Below are 26,808 nucleotides of genomic sequence, written 5' to 3'. Positions count from 1 at the left end.
GACGACGGCCCGCCCCGCATCATCGAAGGCTGACGGAGGGCCGGTCCCGGCCTGCGACGCCACGTGGCTCGCGACGTCGCAGGCCGGTCAGGTTCCGTGCCCGCCCGCCCGGAAAACGCAGTCGCGCGGTAGCGCGTCGTTGAGGGGCGGTGGCCGGGTGACGGGTGGGAGCAACACGACCCCCGGAATCCGCAACACGACCCCCGGAATCCGCAACACGACCCCCGGAATCCGCAACACGACCCCCGGAATCCGCAACACGACCCCCGGAATCCGCAACACGGTCCCGGGGATCCGCAACACGCGCGGTGTTCGTCAGCCGCGGGCGTGGGCGTCCAGGAAGTGGGCGACCGCCTCGGTGACCCGGGTGGCCTGCGGGACGTGCAGCCACTCGTCGGGCACGTGGGCGTTCGAGTCCGGCCCGAGCGCACCCGTGACGAGGAACTGCGCCTCCGGGTACTTCTCGCCGAGCAGGCCCATGAACGGGATCGAACCGCCGAGTCCGCTGGTACGCCACGGCGCGCCGAACACCGTGGTGCTGACCGACTCGAGGGTCGACGCGAGCCACGGTGCCGCGTCGGGGGCGTTCCACCCGTCGGCGGCTTCGACGCCGGACAGCTCGACGGTCGCGCCGTACGGCACGTCCGTGGTCAGCGTCTTCTTGATGGCGTCGAGCGCGGCGGCGGAATCGGCCGTCGGCGGCAGCCGGAAGCTCAGCGCCAGTGTCGAGGCCGACCGCAGCACGTTGCCCGCGTCGTCGGGCTCGGGGAACCCGGACGCGCCGATGATCGACAGGGTCGGCCGCCATGCGTTGTTCAGCAGCAGCTCGACGTCGTCGCCCGCGACCGGCTGGGTCGTCCCGTGCAGCGGGAACGCACCCGCGACGGAGCCGGGCGGGGTGACCTCGGCCGTCGCGCCCGCCTCGGTGATCCGGTTCTGCGGGATCGAGACGGTGCACTCGGGCAGCAGCACCTCGCCGGTCGCCGAGTCCTCGATCCGGTCGAGCAGGGTCCGCAGCACGCGGAACGAGTCGGGCACCACGCCGCTGGCCAGACCGGAGTGCTGCGAGGAGTCGAGCACGCGCACCGTGACGTCGACCTGCGCGAGGCCCCGCAGCGAGGTCGTCAGCCACAGCCGCTCGTAGTCGTTGCCGCCGGAGTCGAGGCAGACGACGAACGTGACGCGGCCGAGCCGGTCGGACAGGTGCTCGAGGTAGGCGGGCAGGTCGGGGCTGCCGGACTCCTCGCCCGTCTCCAGCAGCACGACCGAGCGTGCGTGCATGCCCCCGCCCGCGCGGACCGCTTCGAGCGCGGCGGTCGCGGCGTAGCCCGCGTACCCGTCGTCGGCGGAACCGCGGCCGTACAGCTTGTGCCCGTCGACCACCGGCGTCCACGGCCCGAGACCCTCGGACCAGCCACCGACCGGCGGCTGCTTGTCCAGGTGGCCGTAGAGCAGGACGGTGCCCGCGTCCTCGGCGCCCGGCGTCGCCGGGACGTCGAGCAGCAGCACAGGGCTGCGGCCTTCGAGCCGGACGACGTCGATGGTCGCTCCCGGGATCTGCCGGGACTCCATCCATGCGCGTACGTGCGCGATCGCGGCGTCGAGGTGGCCGGAGGTTTCCCATTCGGCGTCGAATCCCGGCGACAGTGCGGGGATCTCGACGAGGCCGGACAGGCTGGGCAGGATCTCTTCCGACCACGTCTTCTGGACGGTGTCGGCTACGGTTCGCTGTTCCACGTCACCCATCCTGCCACTGCGTTCTCCCGGCGACCGGTCCGCTGCGGGGAGTGCGAACCGGCCCGCCGCCGGAGGGCGAGGGCCACGCCGCAGGGACGCGCGCCTCACGCCTTCGCGTGCGCGTCGAGGATCCGCGCGACGGCCTCGGTGACGCGTTCGGTCTGCTCCAGGTGCAGCCACTCGTCGGGCACGTGCGCGTTGTTGCCGGGTCCGCGAGGTCCGGTGACGACGAACTGCGCGTCGGGGTAGGCGTGGCCGAACAGGCCGAGGAAGGGAATCGTGCCTCCGAGGCCGAGCGCGCGCCACGGCAGGCCGAACACCTCGTCGCCCACCTTGTCCAATGTGGATTCGAGCCACGGTGCGCGGGGGTTCGCGTTCCAGCCGGACGCCGCGTCGGCCCTGGCGATCTCGACCTGTGCGCCGAACGGCGGATCGGTGGTGAGCACCCGGGTCATTGCGGCCAGCGCCGTGTCGGCGTCGACCGTCGGCGGCAGGCGGAAACTGAGCTTGACGCTCGTGTACGGCCGCAGCACGTTGCCCGCCTCCGGCAGCGGCGGCAGTCCGTCGGCGCCCGTGACCGACATCGTCGTCGCCCACGTGTTCGCCAGCACCAGGTCGGCGACGGTGTCGTGTGCGTAGCGCATGCCGTCGACCAGCGGCAACGTCGGCGCCAGGGCGTCACCCGCGGCGTGGACCTCGGCGAGCCGGTCGGCGGGTACCTCGGTGACGAGCTCGGGCAGGTGCAGGTCACCCGTGCGCGGGTCCTCGATCCGGTCGAGCAGTTCGCGCAGGATGCGGAAGCTGCTGGGCACGAACCCGCTGGCGTGGCCGGAGTGGACGCCCGACGTCAGCACCCGGACGGTCAGGTCGAACGAGATCATCCCGCGCAGCGACGTCGCGAGCCACAGTCGTTCGTGGTCGGCGCCGGAGGTGTCGAGGCAGACGACGAGGCCGACCCGGCCCAGCCGCGGCCGCAGGTGTTCCAGGTAGGCGCCGAGGTCGGGGCTGCCGGACTCCTCGCACGTCTCCAGCAGCACGACCGTGCGTGCGTGGGCGCCCCCGCTCGCGTGCAGCGCCTCCAGCGCGGTCGCGGCCGCGTACGCCGCGTACCCGTCGTCGTTGGCGCCGCGGCCGTACAGCCTGCCCTCCTTGATCACCGGCGTCCACGGCCCCAGACCCGGCGACCACTCGCCCGCCGCAGGCTGCTTGTCCAGGTGGCCGTAGACGACGACGGTCTCGTCGGTGCGGGCGCCGTCGGTGGCGGGCACGTCGAGCAGCAGCACCGGTGTGCGGCCGGGTAGTTCGACGACGTCGGTGCTCGCGCCGGGGAAGCCGCGGGCGTCGAGGTAGGTGCGCACGTGCTCCACGGCGGCGTGCAGCTGCCGCGTCGTCGCCCACTCGGCGTCGAACGACGGCGACAGGGCCGGTATCTCCACCAGGCGTGCCAGTCCGTCGGTCGCCGCGCCGGAGTCGGCCGCCCACCGGCCACGGACCGTTTCCCGAATCACCGCCGTATCCATGCCGACATCCAAACACGTCACCGAGTTGTGACATGGATCGCTCACTCCTCGCGGCGTGTGCGTCCGCCCGGTCACGGGCCGTCGTGAGCCCGCGGCGGCGCTGCTGGCCACGGGCGGGATGGACAACAGACTTTCGGCGGCCTCACCGTCGGTAGTCCGAGTATTTTCCCAGTTCACGGCGGCATTCGCGGCAAAGATTCGGCTACGGGCCCTCCGCAAACCTCCCCCGTTCGTGCCAGGATGACGGCGTGAACCGTCACCGCCGACGGACACCGGCGCGGCCACACCACAGGTACGTGCCGGCGGTGCCGGCGGCGAGCCGTCGCGGTCGCCACAAGCGACCGAGCGGCACGACCTGGAGGAGAAACCATGCCGTCCCCAGAACAGTGGACGCGACCGGACCCGGGTGCCGGCCCCGCCGCGACAGCGGCACAGCCATCCCCGGAGCAGGTGATCGCGGGTTTGCGAGCGACAACCGAAGGCGGTGCCGAGCTGACACAGCTGCTCACGCCGGAAGGCGAGCGGCTGGCCGACAGCCGGTTCGACCCCTATCTCGCCGACGTCGACGTCGAGGCACTGCGCGGGCTCTACCGCGACATGGTGCTCGTGCGCAGGGCCGATCGGGAATCCAACGCCATGCAGCGCCAGGGCCAGCTGGGCATCTGGGTTCCGCTGCTCGGGCAGGAGGCCGCGCAGGTCGGTTCCGGCCGCGCGCTGCGGCCCGGCGACATGGCGTTCCCCAGCTACCGCGAGCACGGCGTCGCGTACACCCGCGGCATCGACTTCCGTGAGCTGCTGGGCATTTTCCGCTGCACCGACCACTCGGGCTGGGACCCGGCCGAATACGGCTTCCACCCGTACACGATCGTCATCGGCAACCAGGTGCTCAACGCAGCCGGGTACGCCATGGGCCAGAAGTTCGACGGCAAGGTCGGTAACGCCGACGACGCCGAGAACGAGGCCACGATCGTCTACTTCGGCGACGGCGCCACGAGCCAGGGCGACGTGCACGAGGGCTTCGTGTGGGGCGCGGTCTACGACGCGCCGGTCGTCTACTTCTGCCAGAACAATCAGTGGGCGATCTCCGAGCCGACCGAACGCCAGTCGCGGCTGCCGCTGTACCAGCGTGCTCGCGGCTACGGCTTCCCCGGCATCCGGGTCGACGGCAACGACGTACTGGCCTGCCTGGCCGTGACGCGGTGGGCGCTCGACGAGTGCCGCCACGGCAACGGCCCGGTGCTCATCGAGGCGTTCACCTACCGCATGGACGCTCACACCACGACCGACGACCCGACGCGGTACCGGCTGTCGGACGAGCTCGAGGCGTGGAAACTGAAGGACCCGATCGAGCGCGTGCGCGCGCACCTCGCGCGGGCGGGCGGCGCCGAGCAGGACTTCTTCGACGGTGTCGACGCCGAGGCCGACGAATTCGCCGCGCAGTTGCGCGACTTCTGTTTCACCATGCCCGATCCACCACCGGAACGGATCTTCAGCGAGGTGTACGCCGACACGCCGGCCGCACTCGACGCCCAGCGCGAGGAGTACCTGAGCTACCTCGCCGGTTTCGCGGGAGGTGAGCACTGATGGCGGCACCCGCGGCATCCCCTGTGGACAACCGGTCGGCGAACACGCAGACCATGACCATCGGCAAGGCGCTCAACAACGGGCTGCGGGCGGCGATGGAGGCCGACCCGAAGGTGCTCGTCATGGGCGAGGACGTCGGCAAGCTCGGTGGCGTCTTCCGCGTCACCGACGGGCTGCAGAAGGACTTCGGCGAACACCGCGTGCTCGACACGCCGCTGGCCGAGTCGGGCATCGTCGGCACGGCGATCGGACTGGCCGTGCGCGGTTTCCGGCCGGTGTGCGAGATCCAGTTCGAGGGCTTCATCTTCCCGGCGTTCGACCAGATCTCCAGCCAGCTGGCCAAGCTGCGCTACCGCACGCAGGGCAAGCTCAAGGCGCCCGTCGTCATCCGTGTGCCCTTCGGTGGCGGCATCGGAGCGGTCGAACACCACTCGGAGTCGCCGGAGTCGCTGTTCTCGCACATCCCGGGGCTGAAGGTCGTTTCGTGTGCGAACCCGGTCGACGCCTACTGGATGATGCAGCAGGCCATCAGCTCCGACGACCCCGTGATGCTGTTCGAGCCGAAGAAGCTGTACCACTCGAGCGCACTGAAGGCCCCTGTCGACACCACGGCCACGCCCGATCCGCTGCACAGCTCGCGGGTCGTGCGCCACGGTGACGCGGCCACGATCGCCGCCTACGGCCCCTCGCTGCCGGTCGCGCTCGACGCGGCCACGGCCGCCCAGGAGGAGGGCCGCAACCTCGAGGTGATCGACCTGCGCACCCTGTCGCCGCTCGACCTCGGGCCGGTGTTCGAATCGGTGCGCCGCACGGGCAGGCTCGTCGTCGTCAGCGAGGCGTCGTCGGAGGTGTCACTCGCCTCGGAGGTTGCCGCACGGGTGCAGCAGGAGTGCTTCTACTCGCTCGAGGCGCCGGTGCAGCGCGTGACCGGGTTCGACACCCCGTATCCGCCGGCCAAGTTGGAGGAGCACTTCCTGCCCGACCTGGACCGGGTGCTCCACGCCGTCGACAACGCGCTGGAATGGTGAGGAGGATTCATGCCTGAGTACAAGCAGTTTCCCCTCGCCGACACCGCGGAGGGGCTGACCGAGGCCGAGATCCTCGGCTGGAAGGTGCAGCCGGGCGACGAGGTGACGGTCAACCAGATCGTCGTCGAGGTCGAGACGGCGAAGGCGGCCGTCGAGCTGCCCATCCCGTGGGCGGGCGTCGTGACCGAGCTGCTCGTCGAACCGGGGCAGACGGTGGAGGTCGGCGCGCCGATCCTGACCGTCGACGTCGACCCGCACGGTGCCGCTCCCGCGTCGGACGCCGGCTCGACCGCCTCGGCCAACGGAGCGGCCGCCGAGCCCGCGGCCGCAGAGTCCGGCGAGGGCGACGAGATGAAACCGCTCGTCGGCTACGGCTCGAAGGCCGCCAGCACGAAGCGGCGTCCCCGCAAGCCCGCGGCGGGTGGTCCCGGTGGCTCCGGTGGTTCCGGGGCCACGGGCACGGGTTCGCACGGTTCCGGGACGCACGGTTCCGGCGCGAACGGTTCCGCACCGGCGACGCAGGCCGTTCCCGCGTCCCCGGCTCCGCAGTCCTCGGTTCCGCAGTCCCCGGCCCCGGCGGCCGCGCAGTCGGCTCCGGCGCCGGGCGTAACGGGCTCGGACGTGTCGGGACCGGACAGCCGTGGTGGGTACGTGCCGTTGGCGAAGCCGCCGGTGCGCAAGCTCGCCAAGGACCTCGGAGTCGATCTGCGCACGGTGACCGGCTCCGGCGACGGCGGGGTGATCACCAGGGACGACGTGCAGCGCGCCTGCGAAGCGCCTGCGCAGCAGCCCGCCGCGGCCGCTCCCGCAGCCGAGGGCGCGCGTGAACACCGCGTGCCGATCAAGGGCGTACGCAAGGCGACGGCCGAGGCGATGGTGCACAGCGCCTTCACCGCGCCGCACGTCACGGAGTTCCTCACGGTGGACGTGACGCCGATGATGGAGCTGCGGCAGAAGCTCAAGTCGCACCCGGAGTTCGCGGGTGTCAAGCTGACGCCGCTGGCGTTCGCGGCGAAGGCCGTGTGCCTGGCGGCCAAGCGCACCCCGGAGGTCAACTCGCTGTGGGACGGCGACGCGGGCGAGATCGTGTTCAAGGACTACGTGCACCTGGGGATCGCGGCTGCGACCCCGCGGGGGCTCGTGGTGCCGAAGATCCGCGACGCCGACGGGATGTCGCTGCCGCAGCTGGCGGGTGCCATCGACGAGCTGACGACGACGGCCCGCGACGGCAAGACGCAGCCCGCGGACATGCTGAACGGCACGTTCACGATCACCAACGTCGGTGTGTTCGGCGTCGACACCGGAACGCCGATCATCAACCCCGGTGAGTCGGCGATCCTGGCGGTCGGGGCGATCCGCGACATGCCGTGGGTCGTCGACGGCGAGTTGGCCGTGCGCAAGGTGATGCAGCTGTCGCTGAGCTTCGACCACCGCGTCATCGACGGCCAGCAGGGTTCGCAGTTCCTCGCCGACGTCGGAGCGCTCATGTCCGACCCGGCGATGGCGATCACCTTCTGACGCCAACCCCCTCCAGTGCCGACGTCCCCCAAGGGCACCTTGGTGGCGTTGAACGCAGCCACGCGCCAGCGTGCCCTTGAGGGGCGGTGGTCGGGCCGGCGGGAGGGAGCCACGAACCTTCCCCTCGCGTTCAACGTCGCCGAGGCCCTTGGGGCGCCGATCGCGCCGCGTAGTCCGACGCCCGTCACGCGCACGGAACGGCCCGGACCGGCCTCAGCGGTCGCCGGTGCCGCGGGCGGCGAGGGCTTCGCCGAGCTGATCGGCGTGGCGCAGGGTGCGGACGAGGAACGGCACGACGAACGCCGTCGGGCTGCGGTCGGCGCCGCGCGCCTTCGCCGCGGCCCGCACCTCGCCGGCGATCCCGGACAGGGTGGCGATCGCCTGCACCGTCAGCCCGACGAGCAGGCCGACCATCTCGGGGCGCACCCCGAACCGTTGCAGCGGTCGCACCACGCGTTCCACAGTGGACACGACGTCGTCGACGCGCGTGGTCAGCGTGAACAGGCTCGCCGCGGCCAGTGCCGTCACGAGCCGTAGGCACACGACGGCCGCGGTCGTCGCGCCGAGCAGCCACCACTGCACGGCGAACACCACCACGGACACGATCACGAGCGTGCGCACCAGCGGCCACCACCGCCGCCGCGGCACCCGTGCCACGACGTAACCCGCCAGCACCGCGGCCAGCAGCCCGCCGAGCCACCACGGAGATTCGAGGAGGACCACGGCGGCCGCCAGCGCGACGACGGCGAGAAGTTTCGGCCCGGCCGGTGCGCGGTGCAGCACACTCCCACCCGGCTCGTACAGCCCGAGCGGCGTCACGTCGTCCACCCCGCCGAAGCCGCGAAGGGCACCTTGGGGGCGCCCACCGCCCCGACCGTTCCCTCGCTCACGCGCCCCGTCGAGCTCGTCATGACACCAGGTCCCGGTAGTAGCGGACGGCGGAGGCGGGCTCGTCGTCGGCGACCACGCGGCCGTCGTCGAACACGAGCACGCGGTCGAAGTCGTCGAGCAGGTCGAGGTCGTGGGTCACGAGCACGACCTGTTGGCGCAACTGTCCCAGCAGCTCCGTGAAGCGCCGTTTGTTGCGCAGGTCCAGCAGCGTGGTCGGTTCGTCGCACACCAGCACGTCGGGGTCGAGGACGAGCATGGAACACAGCGCCAGCAGCTGTTTCTGCCCGCCGGAGAGCTGGTGTGCGGGGTGCTCCGGGTCGAGGCCGTACTCGGCGAGCACCTCCGCGGCGCGTGCAGCGCGCTCCTTTTTGGACAGATCGCTGCCGCGGAGCGAGAACGCGACGTCCTCACCCGCGGTCGGCATGACGATCTGCGAATCCGGGTTGGTGAACACGAACCCGACGTGCTTGCGCACCTTGCGGCCCTCCGACGCCGTGTCGAGGCCGTTCACGCGCACGTGCCCGCAGGTCGGAACGACGAGGCCGTTGATCATCCTCGCGACCGTCGACTTGCCCGACCCGTTGGCTCCCACGAACGCCACGCGCCGCTCGTCGAGCGTCATGTCCACATCGGATACCACGGGGGTCGTGTCGTAGGTGTGACCGACACCGTCGAACTCGATCACCGCGTCACCGTCCCCATCACCGCGTCACCGTCCACATCGTCGCCACTCCGACCCCGCCGCCCGCGGACAGCGCCGCCAGTCCTGCGCTGCCCATGCCCTGGCGTACGAGTCGCGAGAACAATCGCACCACGAGCACCGCACCCGAGGCGCCCCACGGGTGGCCGAGTGCAATGGCGCCGCCGTCCGGGCTGACCCGGTGCTCGTCGATGCCGACGGCGTCGAGGCAGGCCAGCGTCTGTCCGGCGAAGGCCTCGTTGAACTCGACGACGTCGGGCGCGGACGAGCGGAGCACTTCGCGCATCGCCGGTACCGCGCCGAGGCCGAGCCGTGCCGGGTCACAGGCCCTCGTCGCCGACGCCACCAGGCGCAGTCCGGGCACGCCGAGCCGGGCGCGTAGGCGTTCGCTCACGACGAGGACCGCCGCCGCGCCGTCGTTGACCCCGCAGGAGTTGGCGGCGGTCGCGGTGCCGTCGGCGGTGAACGCGGGCCGGAACCGGGCGAGGCGTTCGACCGTGAATCCCGGGCGAGGTCGCTCGTCGGCGGTGACGTCCCCGACGGCGACGAGCTCGCGGTCGAACCGGCCCGCGCGCTGGGCCGCGACGGCGCGTTCGTGACTGCGTACGGCGAACGCGTCCTGGCGGGTGCGGGAGATCCCGGCCTCGGCGGCGACGAGATCGGCGGCAGGCCCCATGTCGGGGTCGCCGAACTCCGCGGGCGCGAACGGCGCGCGGGAGTACGGCGTGGGCGGATCGGTGGGCCACGCGCGCCGGGGCGCGGTCGACGCGCTCTCGACACCGCCCGCCAGGTAGGCCTCGCCCTCGCCCGCGCGCACGCATGCGGCCGCCTGCGCGACGGCCGCGAGCCCGCCGGCGCACTGCCGATCGACGGTCACCCCGGGAACGTCGACGCCCAGGCCCGCCCGCAACGCCGCCACGCGCGCCGGGTTGCCGCCGGGGCCGAAGACGTTGCCGAGCACGACGTCGTCGACGCGGTCGATCCCCGCGTCGTCGAGTACGGCACGCAGCACGGGCGCGGCGAGTTCGTCGACGGTGTGCTCACGGAGTCCGCCGCCGTCCCGGCCGATCGGGGTGCGCCGCGCGGCGATGACCACCGGCTCGGTCATCGCGCCTGCTCCGGAGCGGTCAGCGACGCGGCGCCGAAGGTGCCGTCGCGGAGCTGTTCCTCGGCAGCGGCCCTGGCGGGCTTGCCGGACGCGGTGCGCGGCAGCGACGTCGTCCACAACCAGCGCCGCGGGCGGGACTCGGGGCGCAGCTCCGCCCGCACCGCGGCGCGCAGGTCGGCGAGCGCGGGCGGTTGCGGGGCCTGCACGATCGCCGTGACGAGCAGGCCGAGTCGCGGATGCGGGGTGCCCGCGACCAGCGCGTCGTCCACGCCCGCGACGGTACGCAGCACGGACTCCACGGGTTCGGCGGGCACCTGCGTGCCACCGCTCGCGATGGTGGCCGCGCCGCGTCCGGTGACGACGAGTCCGCCGGTGCCGGTGAGCCTGCCGTGGTCGCCGTTGGACAGCCACTCGGGGGCGGGATCGAGGTCGCCGTCGTGGAGATAGCCGCTGAACGCCAGCGGCGAGCGCACCCACAGCACGCCATCGGTGACGTCGACGTCGACCCCGTCGACGGGGCGCAACTCGCCGTCGCGGCGGATCGCGATCAGCGACAGTTCCGCCGAGCCGTAGTACTCGACCAGGCGGGCGTTCGGGAAGGCGCGGGAGAACCGTTCGCGCAGGTCGTCGCCGAGGTGGGCGCCGCCGCACACGACGGTACGCAGGCGTGACGGGCCAGGGCTGCGTTCGGCGTCGGCGACGAGCTCGGCGAGCATGGCGGGCACGACGTGGACGGTTGCGGCCTCGCGCGCCTCGGCGGGGCGCCAGCGGTCGCGCAGCCACAGGTCGGCGCCGCACCACGTGGTGTGCAGCGCACCGAACAGGAACAGCGACGCGCTGAGCGGGCCCGCCACGAGCACGGGCCCGTCGACGGTGCCGAGTGCCTCGAAGCTGCGGACCCACGACGACCGCGTGCGCAGGCCGACCTTCGGCGTGCCCGTGCTGCCCGACGTCGTGGGCAGGTAGAAGTACGGGTCGTCCTCCCCGGCAGTCGGCTCGACGGGATCGGCGGGCTCCGGGGCGCCGTCGACGATCAGTGCCGGGTCGGCGTCGACGAGCACGGCGGCTCGGTCGGCGGCAGGCCACGCCGGTTCGAGCACGAGCGTCGCCGCGCCGAGGAGGTCGGCACCGAGCAGCCACGACAGCACGTCGCCGGACCCCTCGACGGCGATGCGTGTCCCCGGGCCCACGCCGCGCTCGGCGAGCGTGCGGGCCGCGCCGTGCGCGGTGGCGGGGACGTGGGCCGTGAGGGTCACTCGGTTCGCGCGGTCCTGGGCAGGGTGCCGGGCAGGGCACGGTGGACGACGGCGGCGATGATCGCGGTGGCCGCGACCTTGCCGAGGTCACCGGGGACGAACACGAGCGACTGGACAGCGGCCGCGCCGAGGTCGCTGAGGTAGGCGCCGAGGAACGGGATGCCGATGAGGTAGTCGGCGAGCAGGCCTGCGAGCGTGGCGAACCCGATCACCGGCAGGTTGAGCTTGGGAGCACGGCTCACGATGAGGCCCGCGACCAGTGCGGAGAGGATCCAGCCGAACAGGAACCCGCCGCTGGGGCCGACGAACGGCGCCAGTCCGCCGCGCCCGCCGGACAGCAGGGGCAGGCCGATGGCGGTCAGCGCGAGGAACAGCAGGACGGCCGCGGTACCGCGGCGCGCGCCGAGCAGCACGCCCGCGAGCAACGGCCCCGCGTTCTGGATGACGACCGGGACGCCGGACGCGCCGAAGTAGATGCCGGGGAAGATCCCGAGCACGGCGATGAACGCGGCGAAGACGACGACGCGCGCCAGGTCGGCGGCGGGCAGCGAGACGCGTGGTGCGGGCATGCTCGCAAGGTAACCCCACGCCGACCGCATTGCGGTAGATGTAGGTCACTCCTGTCGGAGCATTTCCCCGGGCAGAACTCGCGGTGCCGAGTACGGAACTCGCGTGGTCGGGTGCAGGACACGCAGGGCTGCGGGTGAGCCACACGGGGTAGCCGGTGCCGGGTGTCCGGTGCGCAACGAGACTGTGATCGGTATCGAAACCGCTATGTAACGACCCTGATAGTGCCAACTACCCACATGGAGTGGCACTATTCCTTCACCGACCAGTGCCCACTACTAGGAGTGAAGATCGTGGTGCGTAACCCCCGGCGTAAACCCGCGCAGCGCAAGCTCCGTTCGCTCGCCGTGCTTCCCGTGCTGGCGCTGGCCGCTACCGCGGCCGGCTGCGCCGAGGAGGTCAACACCGCAGGCAATACCCAGGCGGGCGACAAGGTAGAGCTGATCAACGAGGGTCAGCTGACCGTCTGCACCCACCTGCCGTACGAGCCGTTCCAGTTCCGCAACGAGAGCGGCAAGACGGTGGGCTTCGACGTCGACCTCGTCGACCTGGTCGCCGAGGACCTGGGCGTGCAGCAGAAGCTCGTCGACACCAGCTTCGAAGGCATCGAGACGGGCCAGGTGTTCGAGGCGGGCGACTGCGACCTCGCCGCCGCCGCGATCACGATCACCGACGATCGCGACCGCGTCATGGACTTCTCCCAGGGCTACTTCGACGCGGACCAGGCGCTGGTCGTGCAGTCCGGTTCCGACGTCGCCGGTCTCGAGGACCTCGACGGCAAGGTGCTCGGCGTGCAGCAGGGCACCACCGGCGAGGAGTACGCCCAGGAGAACAAGGACAAGTACGGCTACCAGACCCGGCAGTACGAGGACCTCGAGCTGCTGCAGCAGGGCGTGCAGAACGGTGCCGTCGCGGCCGGCATCAACGACAACTCGGTACTGCTGTACGCCACGAAGGAAAGGGACGCCCTCGAGGTCAGCACCGAGTTCGACACCGGCGAGCAGTACGGCATTGCCGTCGCCGACGGCAACGGTGCGCTCCAGGCGAAGGTCGACGAGATCATCGACGCGGCCAAGCAGGACGGCCGGTACGACGACATCTACAAGAAGTGGTTCGGCGAGGCGCCGCCTTCCGACGACGAATCCTCCGGCGACGGTGGCGAAGGCTCGGACGCGGGCAGCAAGTAGGCACAACTATCGTTTCCCGGGGAGCCGGCCTCCGTCGTGAGGCCGGCTCCTTGCGATGGGAAACGTGTGAGGAGTCGGTCCATGCCGATGTCGCCGCGCAAGCGGGCGCAGGCCTTCCGTGGCGTGCAGTACGGGATTCTGGTGCTGGCCCTTGCGGCCGTGGCGTTCTTAGCCGATTGGGAAACGCTCGGCAACGCGTTCTTCAACCTGGACGCGATGGCCACCCAGTTCCCGGGGATCATCACCACCGCCCTGATCAACACGATCATCTACACCGGGCTCGGGTTCGCCCTGGGGCTGGCGGTGGGGCTCGTGCTGGCGCTGATGAAGCTCTCGTCGGTGGCCCCCTACCGGTGGATCGCCACCGTCTACATCGAGTTCTTCCGCGGCGTGCCGGCGCTGCTGGTGTTCATCGCGCTCGGGTTCGGTGTGCCGCTGGCGTTCCAGATTCAGTTCGACACCTATTCGACGGCGGCGATCGCGCTCGGCCTCGTCGGGTCGGCCTACATCGCCGAGACGCTGCGTGCCGGTATCCAGGCCGTGCCGAAGGGGCAGGTCGAGGCGGCCCGTTCGCTCGGCATGGCGCAGTCGCGCGCCACGTTCACGGTCGTCATCCCGCAGGCGTTCCGCATCATTCTGCCGCCGCTGACCAACGAGCTGATCCTGCTGACGAAGGATTCGTCGCTGATTTACCTGCTCGGTCTGCTCGGTACGGAGTACGAACTGGCCAAGTTCGGCCGCGAGGGTATGAACGCGACCAACTCGATGTCGCCGATCCTGCTCGCGGGCCTGTGCTACCTGCTCATCACGGTGCCGCTCGGCTACCTGTCGCGGTACCTCGAACGCCGCGCGGGCCGCAAGCGCGACGAAGGACTGGAGGTGACGGCGTGAGCGCCGACACGGGTGACGCGCAGAGTGGCGGGCCGATCGTCGAGATCACCGGCCTGCACAAGGCGTTCGGCATGCTCGAGGTTCTCAAGGGCATCGACGTGACCGTGGAGCGCGGCGAGGTCGTGTGCATCATCGGCCCCTCGGGTTCGGGCAAGTCGACCCTCCTGCGCTGCGTGAACGTGCTCGAGGAGCCGAACTCCGGCAGCGTCGTGGTGAACGGTTTCGAGCTGACCGACCCGGACGTCGACATCGACAGGGCGCGGCGTTCCATCGGGATGGTCTTCCAGGGGTTCAACCTGTTCGGCCACCTGTCGGTGCTCGACAACCTGACGGTCGCGCAGCGCAAGGTGCTCAAGCGGGACGCGGCGGAGGCCGAGCGGATCGCCCGGGAGAACCTCGACAAGGTGGGCCTGGCGGAGAAGGCCGGTGCGATGCCCGAGCAGCTGTCCGGTGGGCAGCAGCAGCGCGTGGCGATCGCGCGGGCGCTGTCGATGCAGCCCGCGGTGATGCTGTTCGACGAACCGACGTCGGCGCTCGACCCCGAGCTGGTCGGCGACGTGCTCGGTGTGATGCGGCAGCTCGCGGACGAGGGCATGACGATGCTCGTCGTCACCCACGAGATGCAGTTCGCGCGCGAGGTCGCCGACAAGGTGCTGTTCATGGACGGCGGCGTCGTCGTCGAGTCCGGGCACCCGTCGAAGGTCATCGCCGACCCGGCGGAGGATCGCACGAAGACGTTCCTCAGCCGCGTCCTCAACCCGGTTCACGCCTCGGAAACGACCGACTGACACCCCACCCCGACCGGGTGAACACTCTTGTGCCCCCAAGGGCACCTTGGTCGCGTTGAGCGCCACCAAGGTGCCCTTGGGGGCTTCTCGTGGGCGTTTACCGGTCACGGGGCGCGGTCTGCGGGATCACTGAAAGCGGTGATGTCGTGGGCGCTCGCGCGGTAGGTTGTCGCTCTGTGCGGTCGTGTCGGTACCGGGTGTCGTCTCCGCCTCGGGGCTTCACACGCCGCGGTCGGGGGCCGGCTCCGGTCGGCAGGTGACCAGAGAGGGGCGCTGCGCAATGCCGGGCATCCGCCGACGAGGTGACCGCGACGACGGCGACGACGACCCTGCAGGCACCTCCGGTCACAGCGACGACGACACGCACGGCTCGTCCGACGGTTCTGCCGATCTCGACACCCGCGACTCCCCGAACACCCACAACTCCCCGAACACCCACGACTCCCCGAACGCGTCCGACGGGCAGGCCGACGTCGAGACCACGCGGTGGGTCACCGCGCCGGGCGCCGATCCGGACCGCATCCCTTCGCAGGTCGAGTCCGACCACGGCGGCGTCCCGCGTGCCCGCATGCCCGGGTGGATCCCGAGCTCGGCAAGGCCGGGGAAAGCCGCAGCCGGCAAGGCAGGACGGGCGGGCAACGGCGGCAGGTCCGGCGGCGCGGACGGTTCCGCCGAGGCCGACGCCGCCCGCTACGACCCGTTCGACGCCGCATCCGAACCCGACCACGTCGTCGACGCCTCCGAGCTGGTCCGGCAGGTTCTCGACAGCGGCCTGGCGGGGATCCTGCGCTGGCGCAAGCAGTCGACGAACGCGCCGATTGTGCAGGTCGAGAACGCCTACATCAGGGGCAAGCTCGACCTGCGGGGCGCCGACCTGCGCTACCTGTTCCGGTTCGAGCGTTGCCGGTTCGAGTACGCGCCCGACGTGCGCGAGGCCAAGCTGCTCGGCCTGGTGTTCCAGCGTTGCCGACTGCCGGGGCTGCTGGCGCGCAACCTGCGTACGGGCAACGACCTGCGGCTGATCAAGTGCTACATCGAGGCGGAGGCGGGCGGCAGCGACGGCGAGACGACGATGCGCCGCGCCGACGACGTCGACCGGGGCATGCCCGACGCGGCCGTCAACCTGACCGACGCGGTGATCGAGGGGTCGGCGGTGCTCACGGCGACGCGGATCGTCCATCCGCACGGCAAGGCGGTCCACGCCGACCGGCTCCTCGTCACCGGCGCGCTGTTGGCGTACCGGCTGGACGCCGAGGGTGAGGTGCGCATCCCCGGTCTGCGAACCGGTGGCAACGTCAACTTCTCCGGTGCGTCGCTGCGCAATCCCGACGGCTTCGCGCTGAACGGCAACGGGGCGGTCGTCGGCGGCAGTCTGCTGTGCGAACTCGACCGGCCCGGCGGCGATGCCGGCAGCCAACGGTTCGCCACGCGCGGATTGCTGTACCTGCCGAGCATGCGCGTCTCCGGCGATCTCAACTTCCGGGGCGCCGAGCTGAAGGTCAGGCAGGACGGCCTCGGCGTCGACGCGTGGAAGACCGGTGACTGGTACGTCGATCCGCATCCCGCGTTGATCGCCGACCGGTTGCACGTCGAAGGCAACGTGGAGCTGTCCGACGGACTGGACGTCGACGGCACGTTGCGCATGGTCAACGCCCGGATCGGGGGTTCGCTGCGGCTGGCCGACGCCCACATCCGGGTGCTGCCGAGCAGGAAGCCGCCGTTCCGGGACCGGGCCGTGCACCTCGACGGCAGCGAGATCAGCGGTGACCTCGACACCAAGGGCGTCCGGGTCAAGGGGCAGTTGCGGATCGCGGACGTGACCATCCGCGGGAACGTCCACCTGACCGACGGCACGTTCAGCCATGCGGGACGCGACGTGTTGTCGTTCCGCCGCAGCACGGTGTCGGGGAACCTGCAGGTCCGGCGTTGCCGCGCCGAGGGGACGTTGCGGCTCATGGGCATGTCCGTCGGCGGCAGCATCGACCTGCAGGGCACCGAGGTCGGCGAGCCGGAACGCAAGGACGACGGCGGCCGGGACTGGGCCGTCGACCTGCGGTCGGTGCGCGTCGCGCGCAGTGTGCTGCTCACCGCCGAGGAGAGGCGCCCGTTCACGGCGCGTGGCGGAGTGACGATGGACGGGGCGCAGATCCAGCGGCAGCTCGACATCACGGGTGCGCACCTGTGCGGGGCGAGCGACGGCACCGACGACCCGGGCGCGGTCGCGCTCGACGCGGGCGACACCCACGCCGACGAGTTCGTCCTCGCGCCCGGCGGGCCGCCACTCGGGAGGGTGGTGCTGCTCAGGGCCCACTGCGGCACGCTCACCGACGACGCCGACGCCACCGACACGCGCGCCACCGGCGTCGAGGGAAGTCTGTGGCTGGCGACGGGCGGTCTCGACCTCGAGGACTTCCGGTACGACAGTCTCGGCACGCCCATCGAGATCGGCGACACCGCCGAGGTCCGGCGCAGGCTCCGGCTGCTGCACGACGCGATCGGCGGGTACCGGCCCGGCCCGTACGACCAGTTCGCCGCGATGCTCCGGTCGTCCGGCAACGAGGAGCAGGCCGACTGGGTGTTGGCGAAGAAGCAGCAGTACCGATACGAGTCGCTGGCGCACGGGAAACCGGTCGTCGGGCTCGGGGTGCGGCTGTGGAGCCTGCTGCAGCGGTGGATGGTCGGCTACGGCTACCGCCCGGTGCGTGCCGTCGTGCTGCTGTTGTTGTTGCTGGTCGCGGGCAGTGTGTGGTTCGGCGTGCGGGTGGACGACTGCATCGACGACGGGAATCTGCTGGTCGTGGAGGGCAGGCGGTGTGCGGTCAACGCCGACGACACGGGCCTGAACTGGAATCCGGTGCTGTTCACCGTGGACCTGCTCGTGCCGATCGTCGACTTCGGGAACAAGGGCAGATGGCATCTGGGCGAGGCCGACATGTGGGTGGCCACGGGTTTCACGGCGATGGGCTGGGTGCTCGCCACCACGGCCGCGACCGGCATGACGCGCGCCCTCCGCCGCAACGGCGCCAACTGACCTGCGTGTCGCACGTCCGCACGATGGCGGTCGGCGTCCTACGGCGGGTAGACACGTCGGTCACAGGAATCGCGACCCGAGAGGAGCAGGCCATGCCGACCCCGAAGGAACCGGACGCATCGGGTTCCATCCACATCGACGCCTCTCCGGAACAGGTGTACGCTCTGATCAGCGATCCCGGGGTGCTGGCCGAGGTGGCGGGTGAGTACGAGGGGTTCCGGTGGCTCGACGGGGCGACCGAGGTGGCGCCGGGCGTCAGGTTCCGTGGTCGTAACCGGCACGGGATCATCAGGTGGAGTACGACCGCGACGGTGACCGATGCCGCCGAGGGCGAGAAGTTCGCGTTCGACGTCGGAGTCGGCCCGATCCAGGTGGCACGCTGGCAGTACGACATCGAACCGGACGGCGACGGCTGCCGGGTCGTCGAGAGCACGTGGGACCGGCGGGTCGCCCCGGTCCGCTTCCTCACCGGTGTCGCAGTGGGCACGCCCGACCGCGCCGGCGTCAACAGGCGCAACATCGAGAAGACCCTCGCAGGCCTGAAACAGCGTGCGGAGTCCGTCACGGCCGACTGACCCGCTGCGCAGGGTAGCGGCCGGGTCGCGTGAACCGCCGTTCGGTGGGCGCTCGATCAGCGGCGTGAGTGGCGGTCAACGTGGAAAACACCCTGCGCATTCCCGCAGTCGAGGGTGATCGCTCTCGCGGGTGTAATGCGGCACGAGGGGGCTCACCTTTGGGCCCTGATGACGTTCACTGGAAATGTGAGTGACACCGACCCCGTGCCCGCGAGCGACGCCGCGCGGCAGCACGTCCGCGCGCCCGAACTCGCCGGCACCGACTGGCTGAACACGGGTGGCGAGCGGCTGCGCCTCGCAGGGCTGCGCGGAAAGATCGTCCTGCTCGACTTCTGGACCTCGGGGTGCATCAACTGTCAGCACGTGATCGACGAGCTCCGCCCCATCGAGGAGGACTTCGAGGACGTGCTGGTGACCATCGGCGTGCACTCGCCGAAGTTCACGCACGAAGGCGAGCGCGACGCGATCGCGGCCGCCGTCGAGCGGTACGGCGTGCACCACCCGGTGCTGAACGACCCGGACATGACGACCTGGCGGCAGTACGCGATCAAGGCGTGGCCGACGCTGGTGGTCGTCGATCCCGAGGGCTACATCGCGCACGTCGCCGCAGGTGAGGGGCATGGCGAGGCGCTGCGCCGAGTCGTGGCCGAGCTGGCCGAGCAGCACGAGGCGAAGGGCACGTTGCGCCGGGGCGACAACCCGTACGTGGCCGACGAGACGGCCGACACCGAACTGCGCTTCCCCGCGAAGGCCGTCGCGACGTCGGGCGGACGGCTGCTCGTCGCCGACACCGCGGGACACGGCGTCGCCGAGTTCGCCTCCGACGGCGAGACGGTCGTGCGCCGGTTCGGCAACGGTGAGCGGGGCGGCCGCGACGGGGCGTTCGACGTGGCGTCGTTCGCCGAGCCGTCGGGGCTGACGTTGCTACCGGAGGCGGTCGCCCAGCGGGTCGGCTATCACCTGGTGGTGGCGGACACGGCCGGTCACACGTTGCGTGGTGTCGACCTGTCCAACGGCGCCGTCACGACCGTGGCCGGCACGGGTGAGCAGTGGCGCGACGGCGACGACGAGGGCAAGGCACTCGACGTCGACCTGACCAGCCCGTGGGACGTGTGCTGGTGGGACGAGGCCGACGGCGGTCCGGGAGCGGTCGTCGTCGCGATGGCGGGCAACCACACGCTCGGCGTGTTCGACCCGGTCGAGGCCACGGTCCGCAGGCTGGCCGGTACGACCACGGAGGGATTGCGCGACGGGCCCGCCGACGAGGCGTTCCTGGCGCAGCCGTCGGGACTGGCCGTGGGCCGCAACCGGGTGTGGTTCGTCGACGCCGAGACGTCGGCGCTGCGGTGGATCGAGGGCGACGGCGATGACGGTCACGCCGTGTACACCGCTGTCGGTACGGACCTGTTCCACTTCGGCCACCGCGACGGCAAGGCCGCCCACGCGCTGCTGCAGCACCCGCAGGGTGTGGCCGTGCTGCCCGACGGCACCGTCGGTATCGCCGACACCTACAACGGTGCGATCCGGCGCTACGACCCCGCCACGGGCGAGGTCGGGACGGTCGCGTCGGGTCTGGCCGAACCCGCGGGCCTGGTCGTGGCCGACGGCGAGGTGTTCGTCGTGGAGACGGGTGCGCACCGGTTGACTCCGCTGGAGACGGCCGGTGCCGACCAGGTGGACGGCGAGGCGTTGGAGGTGCGCAGGCCCGCGACGGTGCTGGCGTCGGGCGCGGTGCAGCTGAACGTGGTGTTCACGCCGCCGCCGGGGCAGAAGCTCGACGAGCGGTACGGCCCGTCGACCAGGCTCGAGGTGAGCGCCTCGCCGCCGGAACTGCTAGTCGAGGGCGACGGCGCCGACACCGACCTGTCCCGCCTGATCCGGCTGTCCGACGACGTGACCGAGGGCGTGCTGCAGGTCGTCGCCCAGGCGGCCAGCTGCGACAGCGACGCCGAGCATCCCGTCTGCCGGGTCACGCGCCAGGACTGGGGCGTGCCGATCCGGGTCGAACGCGGCGGTGACGGTGCGCTGAGCCTGGTGATGTCCGGGAACCCGGGGCCGGCGGGGGCTTAACATGAACGCGTGGTGGAACCCCGTAACAACGCGGATTCGGACGCGAAGCTCGAAATCCAGATGCTGCACGACCGGCTGCTCGTGCGGCAGCCGTCCGACGACGGCGAACGCCGCAGCAGCAGCGGAATCGTCATCCCTGCGACCGCGCAGATGGCCAGCAGGCTCTGCTGGGGTGACGTTCTCGGAGTCGGCAACAACGTGCGCAACATCCAGATCGGAGACCGGGTCCTGTTCAACCCCGAGGATCCGCTCGAGGTGGAGATCCAGGGCGACGCCTATCTGGTGATGCGCGAGCGTGACATCCACGCCATCGCGAGCGAGCGGACCGAACAGGGCACAGGCTTGTACTTGTAAGCGGAGCACTCGGGGAGGGCTGGTGCGCGAGGAGTACGACCGGCCGTGGGAACACCCGGCCCACCCCGGAGGCGACGCTGCCCGCGCCCCGCGCGACCGTGGGGAGCCCGGCTACGGCGGGTACGAGGTCTACGAGGACGACGGCTCGCTGAACCTGCCCGACAACTGGCTGCTCTCGCACGACCCGGCGTGGCCCTCGGACCACACCGACCCGGAGGCCACGGGTACCGATCTGCCTGCCGCGGCGTTCTCGGCGTACCCGAGCGTGCGGTACCGCGACGAGGCTGCGGCAGGCAGCGGCGAGGTCGGCCTCGCAGCGGATCTGCTCGGGCCCGCCGAACACCGCAAACGTCCGGCGCGCACCAAGCTCCAGCGTGGTATCGGCAAGGCGTTCATGATCTTCGGCGGGACCGTGGTCGTGCTGCTGTTCGTGTACCTGGTCGACCTGGTCACGAGTCTCGGTGACGTGCCGCGCGGGGTGACCGTGGCGGGCGTCGAGGTCGGCGGGCTGAGCCGGGCCGAGGCCGAGGAGAAGCTGCGCACCGAGCTGGGGCCGCAGCTGACGGATCCGCTACCGGTGCACGCCGGGGACGTCACCACCCGACTCGACCCGGCCGACGCGGGCCTCGGCCTCGACTGGGCGGGCACCGTCGAACGTGCGGGGAACCAGCCGATCGACCCGCTGTCGCGGCTGACGTCGCTGTTCACCACCCACGAGATCGGCGTCGTGTCGTCGGCCGACGACGACAAGCTGCGCGAGGCGATCACCGGCCTCGCCCGCAACGAGATCGACCACGAGGTGCGCGAGGGCGACGTCGGGTTCCGGACCGTGTCCGACGACGGCGCGGTCGAACCGTTCCCGATCATGCCGCGGCAGGGGCAGCGCCTCACCGACGTCGACAGTGCGATGAAGCAGGTCAAGGCCGACTGGCTCGCCGACAAGGGCGTGACTCTGGACGTCGACGTCACGCCCGCGAAGACCACCGACGAGGCCGTGCGGCAGGCCCTCGCGCAGACGAAACCGCTCGTGTCCGCGCCGGTGACGGTGCGCGCCGAGGACGCGACGGCGACCCTCACCCCGAAGCACATCAGCGCCGCGATGAAGCACTCCCCCGCCGAAGGCGGCGCGTTGCAGCTGACCCTCGACCGGGCCGAGCTGCAGGACCTGCTGGCCCCGCGGCTGAGCGACACCGAACGGAGCGCGTCGAACGCCGAGCTGGTGTTCGCGGGCTCGCGGCCGTCGGTCGAACCGTCCGAGGAAGGCAGGCGGATCGACTGGCAGGAGACGTTCGCCCCGTTCGTCACCGTCGCGGGTAAACAGGACGGCCGCACGCTCGACGTCGTGTACCAGACGCAGGCGCCCGACGTCAGCACTCAGGACCTGCGGCAACTCGGCGTGAAGGAGGTCGTCGGCGAGTTCACCACCGGTGGGTTGAGCGGCGCGGCGGCCGAGAACGTGTCGGCGATGGCCGAGGCGGTGACGGGGTCGGTGGTACGTCCCGGCGAGACGTTCAGCCTGGAGGAGGCCACGGGCCCGCGGACGTCGTCGAAGGGCTACGTCGAGGCGCCGCTGTACGCCGACGGAACCGGCCCGCGGGTCATCGGCGGCGGTGCGTCCCAGCTGACGAGCACGCTGTACAACGCCGCGTACGAAGCCGGGTTGAAGGACGCGGGCCACACGGCCCACCCGACGTACGTCGACCGCTACCCCGCGGGCCGGGACGCCGTGTCACAGCTGCCCGACGGTTCGACGGTCGACATGTCGCTGACCAACAACCTCGACAGCGGCGTGGCGGTGCAGGCGTGGACGTCGGGCGACAGCGTGACGGTGCGGCTCTGGGGCACGAAGCAGTACCGGGTCAGCGGGTCCACGAGCGACCGCACCGACGTGAAGTCACCGCCGGTGCAGCGGGAACGCGGCCCAGGCTGTGAGGAGAGCGCAGGCGCGGAGGGCTTCACCGTCACGGACACGCGGGTGGTGAAGGCGCTGCGCGGCGACCGGGTCGTGGACCGGCAGTCGACGACGGTGACGTACCGGCCGGTGCCGCGCGTGATCTGCGAACACGGCGACGGTGGAAACGGCGGAGACGACGACGGCGGTGGCGGCGACCCGCGGCGTCCGGGTTGGCCGTTCCTGCCGGGCGACGGGCGTGGCCAGCAGGTCGACCGCAGCCGCGGCTGACACCGCGTTCGGGTCTTCTCCGGCTTCGCAGGCGTGCCGAGCCACGACCTCCGGTGGCTGATCGGGCCGTCGGACGAGCAGGCTGTTCAGCGCGACTCGGTCCCGTGGCGGAGCTGATCGGCGATGTCAGCGATCTCGACGAGCGTACCGGCGGCGATGTTCATGACGAATTCGTAAGCCTGATCGTTGGACAGGGTCAGCCGGCGCCCATTGACACCGAGGAACGCAATCGTGGCGGCCAATGCCAGGCGCTTGTTGCCGTCAACCAGCGCGTGGTTGCGGGCAAGTGAGTGCAACAGCGCCGCAGCCTTCTCCTCCAGTCCGGGGTAGACCTCGGCTCCGAACGCGGTGGACCGAGGGCGCGCCAGCGCCGATTGCAGCAACCCGGAGTCACGTATCGGCACCTCGCCCCCGAGGGTTCGCTCGCCGACGTGGAGCAGCTCGGGCAGGGTCAAGTAGATCACTGCCCGAGCCGCTCCAAGGCTTCGGCGTAGCGCGGCAGCTCTTCGTCGAGCACCTGGTCGAGCAGGTCCGTCCGGCTGTGGTTCTCGATGTACTCGCGTACGGCTTCCCGCGCCACTTCCTGCATCGAGCGGGACTCGTGCTCGGCGCGTCGGCGCAGCGCGTCTGCTTCGTCGTCCGACAGGCGCAATGTCATGGGCATACGTGAATGGTATCACCCGTGACACCACGGTGGGAGGCGTCTGACTTGAGCCCTGTCGGACCAACAGGTCGCCGGGAGGTCAGGGGGAGGTTCACCCGCAGGCGCACGCGGTGACGTCGAGCGGCGCTGTCAGCGGATCCGTGGTGCAGGGAATCGGGCCGTGGTCGTTCTCGACGGGGAAGCCTTCGCGTGTCCAGTACTCGAAGCCGCCGATCATCTCCTTGACCTGGTACCCGAGCTTCGCGAACTCCAGGGCCGCGCGAGTGGCACCGTTGCAGCCGGGGCCCCAGCAGTAGGTCACCACCGGCATGTCCATCGGTATCTCCGCGGGCGCTCGTTGGGCGATCTGCGCCGTGGGCAGGTGCGTCGCACCGACGATGCGACCCTGGCGCCATGCGGCCTCGCCGCGGGAGTCGATCAGCACGAACGGCCGGGCCGCCTCCTGGTCGCCGCGGACGTCCGAGGCGTCGGTCTCGCATTCGAGCTTGCGTGTGAAGTGATTGACGAGGTGTTCGGTCGGCTGTGCGGAGGTCGTCATAGTCGAAGACGATACTGCTGGCCAGTAGGGAACATGAAGATCTGATTCCCGGCATATGACGCCTATTGCCGCCTGATTCGTGGCATCGTTGCGTCATGGCCGTGACTATCCCGTTCGATCCCGACAGTGTCGATACCGCGATCCTGAGTGCGCTCCAGGACAACGGTCGGCAGAGCATCGCCGACCTGGCGCGGGCCATCAACATGAGTCACAGCGCGACGGCCGAGCGGATGCGCAGGTTGGAAGAGGCGGGGGTCATCGAGGGTTACGGCGCCCGGGTCGACCACGAGCGCCTCGGTTACTCGATCATGGCGTTTCTCCGCCTGCGGTACCCGAGCAACAACTACGAGCCGCTCCACAGGCTGCTCTCGGACCTGCCGGAGGTGATCGAGGCCCACCACGTGACCGGTGACGACTGCTTCGTGATGAAGGTCGTCGCGACCGGCATGAAGCACTTGGAGCAGGTCGCGGGCAGGGTCGGCGGCCTCGGCAGCGTCACGACGAGCGTCGTCTACTCGTCCCCGCTGCCGCAGCGGTCGCTGGTGCCGCCGACCTGAGCCCGCGAACGTGTCAGCGCTCGACCTTCCTGCGGTCCTTGCCCGCGATGCCCGCGACGAGGGAAACGCCGATGGCGGCGACGACCACCTGGGTGATGAACTCGAGCCAGTCCCAGCCGTCGGTGTCGGCGTAGCCGATGCCGCGGGCGATGGCGGTGCCGACGAACGCGGCGACGATACCGACGAGCAGCGTCAGCCAGATCGCGATCTTCTGCTTGCCGGGTGCCACGAGCCTGCCGAGCGCGCCGATGACGAGCCCGATGAGGATCGCCGAGATGATGCCCGAAATCTCCATGCCGAGCCTCCGATACGAGGGGTGCATCCCCTTGAAGACGATCATTCCTCACCTGAGTGCACCAGGAAACCCCAAGGGCACCTTGGTTGCGCCCGCCCGTCGGCCCGGCCACCGCCCCTCATCGCCGCGCGGGCGCGCGCCTGCACTCGATGCAACCAAGGTGCCCCTGGGGGCGCTGCCCCAAACTGACTCGACAGTGCAGCCGGACACGAAAAGGGCACCCCGGCCGCCAGGGGTCATGCAACGAGGTAGCTGTGGTCCCCCACTTTGATCTCCACGCTCAGCTCGCCACCCAGCGCTTCGGCGTACTTGCGGAGTGTTTCCAAGCGGGCGTGTTCCACCCCGCCCGACTCGATCTGTGAAACACGGTTCTGGCCGACGTGCATCTGCTCGGCCAGTTCCGCCTGCGTCAACTGTGTTCGGGCGCGCAGCTCGCGAAGCTGCCAGGCCCGTTCCCTCTGGTGGAGGGCTTCGGTCGCCTCGGTCAGAGCATCCGGGTCGACAGGCCGAAGGCGATCCAGATCGTCCAGATTCCCAATCATGATGTTCCGGGTCGAAAGTGCTTCTCAGTCGCAGCCCAGCCAGACATACCAACAAGCATGACAGTCGTACAGCACGGGCGTAGAGCGTTGAGGTCGGCGCGGCAGCGTCACTTGACGGCCACACAGCATTTCGGTTGCCACGCCGACGGGCGGTTCGTTGACCGTGCCACCGATGTGACGCACGCCTGCCACTGCTGGGCGCCAACCGGGAACGATTTCGAGATCAGGAGTGTCCGGGTCGACCTCGACGGGCCATCCATCGCGGCCGACCACGTGAATTGCGCCGTCGGAGCGCCGTACGAGCCACATGTTGCGAACATCGGACAGACCGGTGCCCATCTCCATACCATCGCAGGTATCTCAGCGTGAGATATAAGCTCGGGCTGTGGTTGACACGGCAGCGCCCCTCGTCGTACCGGAACGGGCATGGCAACGTCCCGAAGTCCGGGACGCCCTCCGAGCCCGAGACATCGGTGCCCTTCTGCGTGCTGTCCAGCAACACACGGGGGCGTCGCAGAGTCGGGTTGCGGTCGCAGTGGGCATGCTCCAGGGGCGTGTGTCCGAGATTCTGCGCGGCAACCGAACCGTCACGAGTCTCGAAGCTATCGAGCGTGTCGCCGTAGGTTTGGGAATGCCCGACCCTGCGCGCATCATGCTCGGTATCGCCCCGGTCTACCCGGCAGGGTTGGATCACCTCGGGCCCTCCGGACGTGCAGAGCTACTCGAGGTCTACCCGTCGCAGGCCGCGGCGAGGCCGGAGATCGAGAGGCGCGCCGCCCATGCAGAGGTCGTCGAAGTTCTCGCCGTGCGTGGTCTCGGCATCCTCGGATTGAACGACTCCTTGCTGCGTGCGCGCGTGTGCAACCGTGAGGTGACCGTGCGCGCGCTGCTTCTCGACCCCGACGGCGAGGCCGCACGGAGACGCGCAACCGAGATCGGCGAAAACCACCCCTCCTTCGCGGCCGGCGTTCGGTTGTCGCTGGAACTGCTTGCTGACCTGGCGAACGACGGTGCAACGATCGAGGGCTACGTCTACGACCTGCTGCCCACCTGGCGTGTCATCAGCCTCGACGACACCTTGTTCGTTTCGGCGTTCGGTGAAGTCCACGAGGGACACACCAGCCCCATGTATCAACTCGGACCGTCGCCTCATGGCGCGTTCTGGCGAGGGATACGTAGGTTCACCGACGAGTTGCGGCGCACCGCGCGCCGTGTGATCTAGCTG

26 protein-coding genes are annotated in these 26,808 nt (G+C 70.6%); 13 read left to right on the top strand and 13 right to left on the bottom strand.

What is annotated here, in order from left to right:
• Nucleotides 1–315: 315 nt before the first annotated feature.
• Together LY13_RS23645 and LY13_RS23640 are read right to left on the bottom strand one after the other, a co-directional pair.
• A complete protein-coding gene (locus LY13_RS23645) occupies nt 316–1,746 on the bottom strand; it encodes a M20/M25/M40 family metallo-hydrolase (RefSeq protein WP_253830765.1) in 1,431 nt (476 codons plus the stop codon).
• Nucleotides 1,747–1,841: 95 nt separating this feature from the next.
• Nucleotides 1,842–3,257 (bottom strand): M20/M25/M40 family metallo-hydrolase, encoded by a 1,416-nt coding sequence (locus LY13_RS23640; RefSeq protein ID WP_253830764.1) that lies wholly within the window; start codon nt 3,255–3,257, stop codon nt 1,842–1,844.
• Nucleotides 3,258–3,626: 369 nt separating this feature from the next.
• Between LY13_RS23640 and LY13_RS23635 the strand changes: the two genes are divergently transcribed.
• Genes LY13_RS23635 through LY13_RS23625 form a run of 3 tightly spaced genes read left to right on the top strand, consistent with a single transcriptional unit; the run spans nt 3,627 to nt 7,387 of the window.
• Entirely contained in the window at nt 3,627–4,841 is a 1,215-nt protein-coding gene (locus LY13_RS23635) for a thiamine pyrophosphate-dependent dehydrogenase E1 component subunit alpha (RefSeq protein WP_253830763.1), read from the top strand.
• A complete protein-coding gene (locus LY13_RS23630) occupies nt 4,841–5,869 on the top strand; it encodes an alpha-ketoacid dehydrogenase subunit beta (protein ID WP_253830762.1) in 1,029 nt (342 codons plus the stop codon). The genes LY13_RS23635 and LY13_RS23630 overlap by 1 nt, the downstream gene beginning before the upstream one ends.
• A gap of 9 nt (nt 5,870–5,878) precedes the next feature.
• Nucleotides 5,879–7,387 carry a dihydrolipoamide acetyltransferase family protein gene (locus tag LY13_RS23625; protein ID WP_253830761.1) on the top strand — a complete coding sequence of 503 codons (1,509 nt, stop codon included), beginning with the start codon at nt 5,879–5,881 and terminating at the stop codon, nt 7,385–7,387.
• A gap of 213 nt (nt 7,388–7,600) precedes the next feature.
• On the opposite strand, the gene LY13_RS23620 is transcribed toward LY13_RS23625, so the two are convergent.
• From LY13_RS23620 to LY13_RS23600, 5 genes are all read right to left on the bottom strand, one after another.
• Nucleotides 7,601–8,206, bottom strand: a complete 606-nt coding sequence (locus LY13_RS23620) for an energy-coupling factor transporter transmembrane component T family protein (RefSeq protein ID WP_253830760.1) — start codon at nt 8,204–8,206, stop codon at nt 7,601–7,603.
• A gap of 88 nt (nt 8,207–8,294) precedes the next feature.
• Nucleotides 8,295–8,963 (bottom strand): energy-coupling factor ABC transporter ATP-binding protein, encoded by a 669-nt coding sequence (locus LY13_RS23615; RefSeq protein ID WP_253830759.1) that lies wholly within the window; start codon nt 8,961–8,963, stop codon nt 8,295–8,297.
• Between the two features lie 16 nt (nt 8,964–8,979).
• Nucleotides 8,980–10,086 (bottom strand): thiolase family protein, encoded by a 1,107-nt coding sequence (locus LY13_RS23610; protein WP_253830757.1) that lies wholly within the window; start codon nt 10,084–10,086, stop codon nt 8,980–8,982.
• On the bottom strand, nt 10,083–11,342 hold the full coding sequence (locus LY13_RS23605; protein WP_253830756.1) for an AMP-binding protein: 1,260 nt from the start codon (nt 11,340–11,342) through the stop codon (nt 10,083–10,085). Before LY13_RS23605 ends, LY13_RS23610 begins: the two co-directional genes overlap by 4 nt.
• A complete protein-coding gene (locus tag LY13_RS23600) occupies nt 11,339–11,911 on the bottom strand; it encodes a biotin transporter BioY (RefSeq protein ID WP_253830755.1) in 573 nt (190 codons plus the stop codon). Before LY13_RS23600 ends, LY13_RS23605 begins: the two co-directional genes overlap by 4 nt.
• 237 nt (nt 11,912–12,148) lie before the next feature.
• Here LY13_RS23600 and LY13_RS23595 point away from each other — a divergent pair, with 237 nt between their 5' ends.
• From LY13_RS23595 to LY13_RS23560, 8 genes are all read left to right on the top strand, one after another.
• Nucleotides 12,149–13,096 carry an ABC transporter substrate-binding protein gene (locus LY13_RS23595; protein WP_253830754.1) on the top strand — a complete coding sequence of 316 codons (948 nt, stop codon included), beginning with the start codon at nt 12,149–12,151 and terminating at the stop codon, nt 13,094–13,096.
• An 81-nt stretch (nt 13,097–13,177) separates the two neighbouring features.
• Entirely contained in the window at nt 13,178–13,987 is an 810-nt protein-coding gene (locus LY13_RS23590; RefSeq protein WP_253830753.1) for an amino acid ABC transporter permease, read from the top strand.
• A gap of 71 nt (nt 13,988–14,058) precedes the next feature.
• A complete protein-coding gene (locus tag LY13_RS23585; protein WP_301299560.1) occupies nt 14,059–14,775 on the top strand; it encodes an amino acid ABC transporter ATP-binding protein in 717 nt (238 codons plus the stop codon).
• A 568-nt stretch (nt 14,776–15,343) separates the two neighbouring features.
• Nucleotides 15,344–17,806, top strand: coding sequence for a translocation/assembly module TamB domain-containing protein (locus LY13_RS23580; protein WP_372493885.1), 2,463 nt, complete (start codon nt 15,344–15,346; stop codon nt 17,804–17,806).
• Between the two features lie 92 nt (nt 17,807–17,898).
• Nucleotides 17,899–18,381 (top strand): SRPBCC family protein, encoded by a 483-nt coding sequence (locus tag LY13_RS23575; RefSeq protein ID WP_253830751.1) that lies wholly within the window; start codon nt 17,899–17,901, stop codon nt 18,379–18,381.
• Nucleotides 18,382–18,549: 168 nt separating this feature from the next.
• Nucleotides 18,550–20,451 (top strand): NHL domain-containing thioredoxin family protein, encoded by a 1,902-nt coding sequence (locus LY13_RS23570; RefSeq protein WP_372493884.1) that lies wholly within the window; start codon nt 18,550–18,552, stop codon nt 20,449–20,451.
• A 60-nt stretch (nt 20,452–20,511) separates the two neighbouring features.
• Complete coding sequence (locus LY13_RS23565) at nt 20,512–20,805, top strand: GroES family chaperonin (protein WP_253830768.1); 294 nt, start codon at nt 20,512–20,514, stop codon at nt 20,803–20,805.
• Nucleotides 20,806–20,827: 22 nt separating this feature from the next.
• On the top strand, nt 20,828–22,987 hold the full coding sequence (locus LY13_RS23560; protein ID WP_253830749.1) for a VanW family protein: 2,160 nt from the start codon (nt 20,828–20,830) through the stop codon (nt 22,985–22,987).
• Between the two features lie 86 nt (nt 22,988–23,073).
• On the opposite strand, the gene LY13_RS23555 is transcribed toward LY13_RS23560, so the two are convergent.
• The 3 genes from LY13_RS23555 to LY13_RS23545 form a co-directional block, all read right to left on the bottom strand.
• Nucleotides 23,074–23,451, bottom strand: coding sequence for a type II toxin-antitoxin system death-on-curing family toxin (locus LY13_RS23555; RefSeq protein ID WP_253830748.1), 378 nt, complete (start codon nt 23,449–23,451; stop codon nt 23,074–23,076).
• The gene (locus tag LY13_RS23550) at nt 23,448–23,651 is read right to left on the bottom strand and encodes a DUF6290 family protein (protein WP_253830747.1); all 204 of its coding nucleotides are present in this window, start codon (nt 23,649–23,651) and stop codon (nt 23,448–23,450) included. The genes LY13_RS23555 and LY13_RS23550 overlap by 4 nt, the downstream gene beginning before the upstream one ends.
• A gap of 91 nt (nt 23,652–23,742) precedes the next feature.
• On the bottom strand, nt 23,743–24,189 hold the full coding sequence (locus tag LY13_RS23545) for a rhodanese-like domain-containing protein (protein ID WP_253830746.1): 447 nt from the start codon (nt 24,187–24,189) through the stop codon (nt 23,743–23,745).
• Between the two features lie 95 nt (nt 24,190–24,284).
• Here LY13_RS23545 and LY13_RS23540 point away from each other — a divergent pair, with 95 nt between their 5' ends.
• Nucleotides 24,285–24,746 (top strand): Lrp/AsnC family transcriptional regulator, encoded by a 462-nt coding sequence (locus tag LY13_RS23540; protein WP_253830745.1) that lies wholly within the window; start codon nt 24,285–24,287, stop codon nt 24,744–24,746.
• A gap of 13 nt (nt 24,747–24,759) precedes the next feature.
• Here the strand turns inward: LY13_RS23540 and LY13_RS23535 are convergent, their stop codons facing one another.
• The 3 genes from LY13_RS23535 to LY13_RS23525 all read right to left on the bottom strand — a co-directional run bounded on the left by LY13_RS23535 (nt 24,760) and on the right by LY13_RS23525 (nt 25,922).
• Nucleotides 24,760–25,041 (bottom strand): GlsB/YeaQ/YmgE family stress response membrane protein, encoded by a 282-nt coding sequence (locus LY13_RS23535; protein ID WP_253830767.1) that lies wholly within the window; start codon nt 25,039–25,041, stop codon nt 24,760–24,762.
• A 236-nt stretch (nt 25,042–25,277) separates the two neighbouring features.
• Nucleotides 25,278–25,583: a helix-turn-helix domain-containing protein gene (locus tag LY13_RS23530; RefSeq protein WP_253830744.1), complete on the bottom strand. Its 306-nt coding sequence runs from the start codon at nt 25,581–25,583 to the stop codon at nt 25,278–25,280.
• Between the two features lie 24 nt (nt 25,584–25,607).
• Nucleotides 25,608–25,922: a hypothetical protein gene (locus tag LY13_RS23525; RefSeq protein WP_253830743.1), complete on the bottom strand. Its 315-nt coding sequence runs from the start codon at nt 25,920–25,922 to the stop codon at nt 25,608–25,610.
• A 46-nt stretch (nt 25,923–25,968) separates the two neighbouring features.
• Here LY13_RS23525 and LY13_RS23520 point away from each other — a divergent pair, with 46 nt between their 5' ends.
• Nucleotides 25,969–26,805 (top strand): helix-turn-helix domain-containing protein, encoded by an 837-nt coding sequence (locus tag LY13_RS23520; protein WP_253830742.1) that lies wholly within the window; start codon nt 25,969–25,971, stop codon nt 26,803–26,805.
• Nucleotides 26,806–26,808 lie beyond the last annotated feature (3 nt).

This window comes from Prauserella aidingensis (genome assembly GCF_024171865.1).
Lineage (GTDB): Bacteria > Actinomycetota > Actinomycetes > Mycobacteriales > Pseudonocardiaceae > Prauserella > Prauserella aidingensis.
This window is presented reverse-complemented; position numbering and strand designations above follow the sequence as displayed.